The organism is Streptomyces sp. NTH33, assembly GCF_003236365.1.
In the GTDB taxonomy this organism is placed as follows: domain Bacteria; phylum Actinomycetota; class Actinomycetes; order Streptomycetales; family Streptomycetaceae; genus Streptomyces.
Genome location: NZ_POTZ01000318.1, coordinates 1 through 8,251, shown reverse-complemented (window position 1 = coordinate 8,251; position 8,251 = coordinate 1). Strand labels below are relative to the sequence as shown.

Below are 8,251 nucleotides of genomic sequence, written 5' to 3'. Positions count from 1 at the left end.
GTCGGGGACCGGGGTCTCGTCCGCCGGGGCGGTCGCGCCGCCGACGATGGGGATGTCGGCCGCGTCGAAGGCGCGCTTGACGCGCCAGCGCAGCTCGCGCTCCACGGTCACCGACTTGCCCGGCATGGTCTTGGCCGAGACGCGGACGACCATCGAGTCGATCAGCACGCTGTCCAGGCCGAGCACCTCGATCGGGCTCCACAGGAGCTCGTTCCAGGGCTCCTCCTTGCCCATCTTCTCGGCGACCTCGTCGAGGGTGGCCCTCACCTTGTCCAGGTCCTCGTCCACCTTGACGGTGACGTCGACGCCGGCCGTCGCCCAGCCCTGGGAGAGGTTGCCGATGCGCTTGACCTCGCCGTTGCGGACGTACCAGATCTCACCGCCCGCCCCGCGCAGCTTGGTCACCCGCAGGCCGACCTCGATCACCTCGCCGCAGGCCACGCCCGCGTCGATCGAGTCGCCGACGCCGTACTGGTCCTCCAGGATCATGAACACGCCGGAGAGGAAGTCGGTGACCAGGTTGCGGGCGCCGAAACCGATCGCCACACCGGCCACACCGGCCGAGGCCAGCAGCGGGGCCAGGTTGATCTCGAAGGTGGCCAGCACCATCAGGGCCGCCGTGCCCATGATCAGGAAGCTCGCCACCGAGCGCAGCACCGAGCCGATGGCGTGGGAGCGCTGCCGGCGGCGCTCGACGTTGACCAGCAGCCCGCCCAGCGCGGTGCCGTCCACCGCCTGGACCGTGCGGTTCATACGGTCGATGAGCTTGGTGATCGCCCGCCGGACCACGCTTCTCAGCACCGCCGCGATCACCAGGATCAGCAGCACCCTCAGGCCGATCGCCAGCCACGTGGACCAGTTCTGCTCGACCCAGCTGGCGGCGTTCGTCGCGCTCTCGTGGGCGTCCTGGAGCGTGGGGACCGTCAGGGCCGGCGTCTCGGAGGGCGAGGGCGACGGACCGGCGGCCAGTAGGACGGCGGGCAGGGACACGGCAGGTACCTCCAGGTGCATCCGCCCTCCGGCACGGGGGTCGATGTCGTCTGGGTCACGAAGAGGTCACCGGACGGGCAGAACCACCACACTAACGGGGCACGGTGGGGGGATCGGTGTGAAGTTCCGGGGATGGCCGGTGAGGGGCGGTGCCCGCCCGCCTCTGATCAGGTCGTGTAAAGGGGGCGTGGACCTGGGGATGAACTCTGTGTGGTCGAAAACACTCCCAGCCCGTTACCGGGAGATGGTGGCGCGTGCACCAGGCATGAGGGGAGACTGACTCCAGGCAGCCCCGGCGCGAGCCACGCGCCGCCGGCGTACAAGGAGGCATCCGTGCCGCATGTCCTGGTCCTCAACGCGTCGTACGAGCCCCTCGGCGTCGTACCGCTCCGCCGCGCGCTCGTGCTCGTCCTCGAGAACAAGGCCGTCTGCCTCGAGGAGTCCGGCGCCCATCTGCACAGCGCGACCGTCACCGTCCCCGCACCCAGCGTGGTCCGGCTCAAGCGTTTCGTGCGGGTTCCCTACCGGGGGCCCGTTCCTCTGACCAGGCGAGCTCTCTTCGCCCGCGACGGGGGCCGGTGCGTGTACTGCGGCGGCATCGCAACCAGCGTCGACCACGTCATACCGCGCTCACGCGGGGGCAAGCACGTCTGGGACAACGTGGTGGCCTCCTGCCGCCGCTGCAACCACGTCAAGGCCGACCGCCACCTCGTCGAGCTGGGCTGGCGCCTGCGCCACAAGCCGGCCCCGCCCACGGGCCTGGCCTGGCGCATCATCGGCACCGGGCACAGGGACCCGCGCTGGCTGCCCTACCTGCAGCCGTACGGCGCGGACGACGCCCTGGCCCGGATCGACGGCATCTCCGCCTGACGACTCCGGGCCTTCGCATCGGCCGACGTGCGTGACGCCCGGCCTGCGTCCTGTACGTGTACGCAGACCGGACGTCGCGCTCAGCCTCAGTCGAACCAGCTCACCTGGACCACGACGATCCTCTCGCCGCGCACATCGGCCAGGTAGGTGAGCATGAGCAGCCCGCGCGTCTCGGTACGGACGCCGGGGCCGAGGCCGGTATACGCAGGACGCCGGGTGGACCTCACGGTCACTTGACCGAAGCTGCGGGTTGCCGGTCGCCCGGGGCTTCGCGCCTCAGTCGCCGCTCGACGCCGGAAGGGCCGGCAGGCCGATGGCGCGGGCCCGTGCGGCTGTCTAGCGTGGAAAGTGGTTGTGGCACCTATGGGGGCAGGAGGGCCGACCCATGGCTGTGGAGCTCAACCACACGATCGTCGCCGTACACGACAAGGAGCGGTCCGCGCGGTTCCTCGCGGATCTGCTGGGGCTCGAGGTGGCACCGCCGTTCGGCCCGTTCGCTCCGGTGCAGGTGGCGAACGGCGTGACGCTGGACTACATGGAGACCACCGAGCCGATACGCCCGCAGCACTACGCGTTCCTGGTCGCCGAGGACGACTTCGACGCGATCTTCGCCCGTATCCGGACCGCGGGCCTGCCGTACTGGGCGGACCCGCACCACCGGCACCCCGGCGAGATCAACCACAACGACGGGGGCCGAGGGGCGTACTTCGACGACCCGGACGGTCACAACCTGGAAATCCTGACGAGGCCGTACGGGAGCGGCGGGGACTGAGGCGGCGGCTGTTCCGGTCCCGGGCGCCCGTGCCCCCGGGACCGGCCGTTCACGCGTACCGCAGTTCCGCCGGGCGCACCGAGCGTCGTAGCAGCGGCAGCGAGGCGGCTGTGGCCAGGAGGCAGGTGGCGTACACGCCGGCCGGGACCAGGAGGGCCGTGTACGGCACGGTCCCGGAGACGAGGAAGCTGTACCAGAGGCCGATCGCCAGGCCGCCCGCGCCCGCCACGAGGACGGCCGGGGCCAGGGGCAGGGCGGTTTCCAGCAGCAGGGCCCGGGCGAGCACTCGTTGGGGTACTCCGGCGGCCACCTGCGCGGCCAGGCCCCGGCGGCGGGTGGCGACGGACTCGGCGGTGCCGACGGCGAGCGCCGTGAGGACGATCGCGAGGGCGAGGACGATGGCCGCGGCCGTGAGGTTCAGGCCCGTGGTGTAGAAGGAGACGTCCGCGGCGAAACCGTGCGTGTCGTCCACGGTCTCCAGACGGGCGAGCAGCGCCTGCCGTACTCCCATGAACCCGGTCCCGACCACCGTCACCAGCAGTACCGCCGCATGCGTACGGGCCGCCGCCCACGGGTCGTCCCGCAGCCGTTCCGCCGCGATCAGCACCGCCGGGGAGCCGGTCCGGGCCGCGAGCAGCCGGCCGGTCAGCCGGGACAGGGCGCCCGTGAGCCACACCGCGCCCGCGCCGATGGCCAGCACCGCCGCGCACACGATGAGCGGAGCGGTTCCGGGGCCCGCGTAGTTGGAGTCCACGGACGTGCCGGCCACGGCCCCCAGGGCCGCCATGCCCACGACCAGCAGCCCGCCCACGAACATCAGCCCCGGGCCTCGCCCCGACCGCGTGTGGGTCCGCCGCACCCACCCCAGCGGTGACGCCACCACCCGGCGCAGCGCCAGTACCCCGGCCGCCGTGCCCAGCACCGGCACGCACACCGCGACCAGCGCGATACCCGCCCAGGCCAGCGCGGTCGGTCGCTCCCACACGGCCGCCAGCACCGCCGCCGCCCCGGCCGTGGCGAGCACCGAGCCCAGCAGGCAGGCCAGCCCGGTCTCCAGCGCCGCGATCCTCCGCACCCGGCCCGGCTCCGCGCCCGCCAGCCGCAGCACGGCCGTCCGCCGGTCGCGGTGCACCGCGCCGACCCGGGCGCACTGACCGAGGAACCCGAGCACCGGGACCAGCAGGAGCAGCAACGTGACGATCACTCCGGAGCGGTCACTGGGGTGGTTGAGCAGGCCGTTGCCGAAGGAGAAGGAGTACTGCCCGTGTACCGAAGCCAGGACGGCGGCAGCCAGGGACAGCCCCGTCGCGCACATCGCCCCCGCCGCCGTGAGCGCGATCCGCCACCACTCCCGCCGGTCCGAGCCCCGTACGAGCAGCCAGGCCAGCCGCAGATCGGTCCTCACGCGAGCACCCCCAGCCCGACCGTCACGCCGTCCTGCAGCCGTACCTCGCGGTCGGCGTACGCCGCCGTCTGGGCGTCGTGCGTGATCAGCAGTACGGCTGTGCCCGCCTCCCGGGCGGCCCCCACCAGGGCGGTCATCACCTGCTCGCTCGCCAGCGAGTCCAGCGCCCCCGTCGGCTCGTCCGCGAACACCACCCTCGGACCGGTCACCAACGCCCTTGCCAGCGCCACGCGTTGCGCCTGACCTCCGCTCATCTCACCGGGGCGCGCGGCCTCCTGCTCCCGCACGCCGAACCGCTCCAGCCACGCCCTCGCCCGCTCCTGGGCCGCCCCCCGTGCGGTCCCGGCCAGCATCAGCGGCAGCGCGACGTTGTCCACGGCCGTCAGCTCGGGGATCAGCTGCCCGAACTGGAACACCACGCCGAAGTCGGTGCGGCGCAGCTCGCTCAGGCGGTTCTCCGGCAGCGTGTCGACGCGCTGTCCGTCGTACGTCACCGAGCCGCCGTCCGGCCGGACGATGCCCGCCAGGCAGTGCAGCAGCGTGGACTTCCCGCTGCCGCTGGCGCCGGTCACGGCGACGATCTCGCCTTCGCCCAGCTCCAGGCAGGCCCCGCGCAGCGCCGGGGTCCTGCCGTGGGACTTGACGAGGTCTCGGGCCACCAGAAGGGGCACCGGACGGTTGCTCATGCTCGTTCGACCTCCACGGTCAGAGTGGTGAGCCGGGCCTGCGTGGTGGTCATCCAGCGCAGGTCGGCGTCGAGGTGGTTGAGGGCGTAGTCCGCCGAGAGCACGGTCGCCAGGTCGGCGCCCGGGGCGGTCTTGAGCGCCGTCAGCTCCCGCATCCGCTCCATGTGCGCGGCGCGCTGCGCGAGCAGATGGGCGGCCGGGTCGCCGTCGGTGAGGATCGCCACGACGACCTTGGCGAAGATCTCGTTCGTCACGAAGGGCGCGGGCGGCGTGACCTGCCCGGCCCACGTGGCCACCTCCCGGGAGCCGTCCTCGGTGAGGCGGTACAAGGTCCGCTCCGGTCCGCCGTCGGAGTCGGTGCCCTCCACCTCCGCCAGGCCGTCGCGGACCAGCCGTTGCAGGGTCGTGTAGACCTGGCCGTAGGCCAGCGGACGGGCCTGCGGGAAGTGCTCGTCGTGGCGTCGCTTGAGGTCGTAGCCGTGGCTGGGCCCGCCGACGAGCAGGCCCAGCAGGACGTGTCGGGTGCTCATGAGCCTCAGTATGCACTGCGTACATGTACTGAGTGAATAGTGATCAGGGGAAAACTTCGGAGCGTGCGGTGCGGCGGACTCAGTCCGCCACCGCGTACGCCTCCACCGACCACAGGGAATAGCCGTACCGCGTGGCCCGCTTGTCGCCCTGCACGCGGATGAAGCGCACGTCGCGTTCGTCCATGCGGACGGCCTCCCGGCCGCCCCGGCTGTCCTTCACCGCGCCGGCCGTGCGCCAGCGGCGGCCGTCCGGGGAGACCTGGACGCGGTAGTCGGAGGGGTGGGCCTCCTGCCAGTGGAGGGCGACCCTGCCCAGGCGTACCGGCCCGGGGAGTTCCACCTGCCACCAGGCGCCGTCGTCGACGGGGGACGACCAGCGCGTGGACGGGTCGCCGTCGTTCGCGGCGGAGGCCGGGAAGTCGGCGGTCTCGTCGCCCGACGAGGTCGCCCTGCCGGTGCGGGCCAGGTCGGGGCCGGCGGTGCGCGGGAAGGTGCGGACCGTGAGGGTGCGGGTCTGGCCGGCGAAGGTCACGCGGATGTCGTACGGGCGGGAGGGCGCCGTCGGCGGGACGGTGACCTCCACCGGGACGTCCACCGTGGTGCCCCGGGGCACGGTCAGCTCCTTGGTGGGGACGCGCACCCCGATGCCCTCGGGGGCCTCCACGGTCACCCTGCCGCGCACCTCGGCCGGGCGGCGGGAGACCAGCCGGGCGCTCAGCCGCTCGGTGCCGCCGATCTCCGCGTCGGCCGCGGCGCGCGGCAGCTCCCGCGGCAGCGCCGCGGTGTCGGCGAACCAGGGGACCAGGTGGCGTACGCGGGAGGGGTCGGCGCCGGTCACACGGACGGCGTCGACCCGGGTGCCGGCCGGCGGGGGGACCGGCTGCACGAGGGCCGGCGGGCGCGTCCACAGGCCCGGAGCCGGGGAGGCGGGCGGCCAGAGGGCCGGTGGGCGCGTCGCCCGGTCGGCCGGGGACGAGGGCTGCCCGGTGTCGAGTTCCGTCGCCCCGTGCGCCGCCAGCGCTCCCACGCGGTGCCAGCCCTCTCCGGGGACGTGGACCTCCACGGCACCGGCGGTTCCGGGGTCGCTCAGCACCGTCACGGCGGTCAGGGCGCGGGCGCGCGGGAAGCGGACCGTGCGGGCCGAGACCTCGTTCCGGTCCGCGGACGGCTCGTGGGTCAGGCCCGCCCAGGTCGCGTACTCCTGCCGCGCGCGGTCGAGGAAGGGGTCCAGCACGCCCTTGCCGACCGTCACGTCGGCGCGCTCGATCCCGGCGCGCAGCCGGTCCAGCGTCCGGTACGCCGTCCAGGCCCCCGCCGCGTCGCCCTCGCGCTGGGCGCGGAACATGGCGAGCGCCGCCGTGCCCGCCTCGCCGTAGTGGGCCAACTGCGCCGACCAGGGGGCGACTTCGGCGGCCAGGGTGCCGTCGGACGCATCGGACGCGAGGCGCCCGGGGGTCTCGCGCAGCACCGTGAAGGCGGCGCGCAGCCGCGCCTCGGCGGTCTCGTTCGCGGCCCGGTCCGTCGTTCCGCGGGCCTTCCACACGGCCGCGATGAGCGGGCGCAGATACGCCGACTCCGTGCCGCCGAGGACCGAGGACGCGTCGTTGCCGGCCAGGGCCGACAGCGCCTCGGGGCGCCGCGGGTCGCCCGCCGCGAGGTCGGCGATGGCCGCCCGCCAGGACTCCTCGGGGCGGTAGTCGCGGGGGTTCCAGGCGTAGTCGGCCGCCGTGAACAGCGGGATGCGGGAGGCCTCGGCCTGCTCCATCGCGTTGGCGAGCAGGGCGGCCGAGCCGCTGGCGACGGCCGGTTCGCGGCCGGTGTAGGGGCCGAGGAAGATGCGGTCCTCGGCGTAGTCGTTCACCGGGTAGTTGTCCATGGTGACCAGCGCGTGCCCGAACGCCTGCCGGGCCTCGGCCAGTTCGGCCCCCGTGATGGTGCGGGGCACCACGCCCACCCCGGTCCAGGCCACCTGCACCGACTGGCCCAGCGCGGAGGCCAGCTCCCGCCGGTAGGGTGTCGCGCCGTCCTCGTAGAACTCGGTCGGCATCAGCGACAGCGGTACGGAGCCCGGGTGACGCTCCGCCAGGTGCCGGGCCACCTCGTTCGCCACCCGCGCCTGCGCCCGCGCCGCGGCCTCGGGACCGGAGCCGAAACGGTCCGGATCCGCGCCGCAGTGCCACTCGCTGTAGCTGACGTTCTGGAACTGCAGCTGGAACGCCCGGAAGCCGAGCGCCCACATCGCGTCCAGTTTCCGCGTCAGCGCCCGTACGTCGGCGTCCGAGGCGAAGCACAGCGACTGGCCCGGCGCCACCGCCCAGCCCAGCGTGACGTGGTTGCCGCGGGCCCGCTCGGCCAGCTCCCGGAACGCCGCCCGCTGCTGGGCCGGGTACGGCTCCCGCCAGCGCTCCTGGCGGTAGAGGTCGTCGCCGGGGGCGTACAGGTACCGGTTCTGCTTGGTGCGGCCCATGAAGTCGATCTGCGCGAGACGCTGCTCCTGCGTCCACGCGGTGCCGTAGAAGCCCTCGGTGGTGCCGCGCACGGCGGTGCCCGGCCAGTCGCGGACGGTCACGCCGGGGACCGTCCCGTCGGGGCGCAGCAGCTGCCGCAGTGTCTGCACGGCGTGGAAGAGGCCGTCCTCGCCCGCGCCGGTGAGGGTCAGGGTGCCGTCGCCGGTGGTGAGGAGGTAGCCGCCGGAGGGCAGCGCGTGGCGCGGGTCGCCGTGCGCCCGCTCGGTGTGGGCGCGCACCACCAGGGCGTCCTGCGGGAGCGGGTCCGAGGCGCCCGGCTCCACGATCGTCCGGGCGCCGGCCCCGTGCAGGAGCGCGCGCAGCGCGTCCAGGGCGTACGGGTCCGCGTCCGCGTCGGTGACCAGGGCGACCCGGTCGGTGACCTTGACGGCGGTGCCGGTCGTACGGAGGGACTGCGGGCGCGGCCACACGGCGAGGTCGGAGGAGGCCGCGGCCGGCTGCTCCGGGTTCGTGGCCGAGGCGCCGGGGGC

At 74.0% G+C, this 8,251-nt stretch carries 8 protein-coding genes; 2 read left to right on the top strand and 6 right to left on the bottom strand.

Features of this window, described 5'->3' with window-relative positions:
• The coding region (locus C1I97_RS25690; protein WP_111005545.1) for a mechanosensitive ion channel family protein at positions 1-1,011 on the bottom strand (1,011 nt) is incomplete at its 3' end.
• Positions 1,012-1,323: 312 nt separating this feature from the next.
• On the opposite strand from C1I97_RS25690, the gene C1I97_RS25685 reads away from it, so the two are divergent.
• On the top strand, positions 1,324-1,860 hold the full coding sequence (locus C1I97_RS25685; RefSeq protein WP_111005544.1) for an HNH endonuclease: 537 nt from the start codon (positions 1,324-1,326) through the stop codon (positions 1,858-1,860).
• A gap of 86 nt (positions 1,861-1,946) precedes the next feature.
• Here the strand turns inward: C1I97_RS25685 and C1I97_RS40125 are convergent, their stop codons facing one another.
• On the bottom strand, positions 1,947-2,093 hold the full coding sequence (locus C1I97_RS40125; protein ID WP_181446907.1) for a hypothetical protein: 147 nt from the start codon (positions 2,091-2,093) through the stop codon (positions 1,947-1,949).
• A gap of 152 nt (positions 2,094-2,245) precedes the next feature.
• Between C1I97_RS40125 and C1I97_RS25680 the strand changes: the two genes are divergently transcribed.
• Positions 2,246-2,632 (top strand): VOC family protein, encoded by a 387-nt coding sequence (locus C1I97_RS25680; RefSeq protein ID WP_111005543.1) that lies wholly within the window; start codon positions 2,246-2,248, stop codon positions 2,630-2,632.
• Positions 2,633-2,681: 49 nt separating this feature from the next.
• On the opposite strand, the gene C1I97_RS25675 is transcribed toward C1I97_RS25680, so the two are convergent.
• From C1I97_RS25675 to C1I97_RS25660, 4 genes are all read right to left on the bottom strand, one after another.
• Positions 2,682-4,037 carry an FtsX-like permease family protein gene (locus tag C1I97_RS25675; protein ID WP_111005542.1) on the bottom strand — a complete coding sequence of 452 codons (1,356 nt, stop codon included), beginning with the start codon at positions 4,035-4,037 and terminating at the stop codon, positions 2,682-2,684.
• Positions 4,034-4,723: an ABC transporter ATP-binding protein gene (locus C1I97_RS25670; RefSeq protein WP_111005541.1), complete on the bottom strand. Its 690-nt coding sequence runs from the start codon at positions 4,721-4,723 to the stop codon at positions 4,034-4,036. The genes C1I97_RS25675 and C1I97_RS25670 overlap by 4 nt, the downstream gene beginning before the upstream one ends.
• Complete coding sequence (locus tag C1I97_RS25665; RefSeq protein WP_111005540.1) at positions 4,720-5,253, bottom strand: PadR family transcriptional regulator; 534 nt, start codon at positions 5,251-5,253, stop codon at positions 4,720-4,722. Before C1I97_RS25665 ends, C1I97_RS25670 begins: the two co-directional genes overlap by 4 nt.
• A gap of 79 nt (positions 5,254-5,332) precedes the next feature.
• Positions 5,333-8,251: beta-N-acetylglucosaminidase domain-containing protein (locus C1I97_RS25660; RefSeq protein ID WP_111005539.1), on the bottom strand; the 2,919-nt coding region annotated here is incomplete at its 5' end.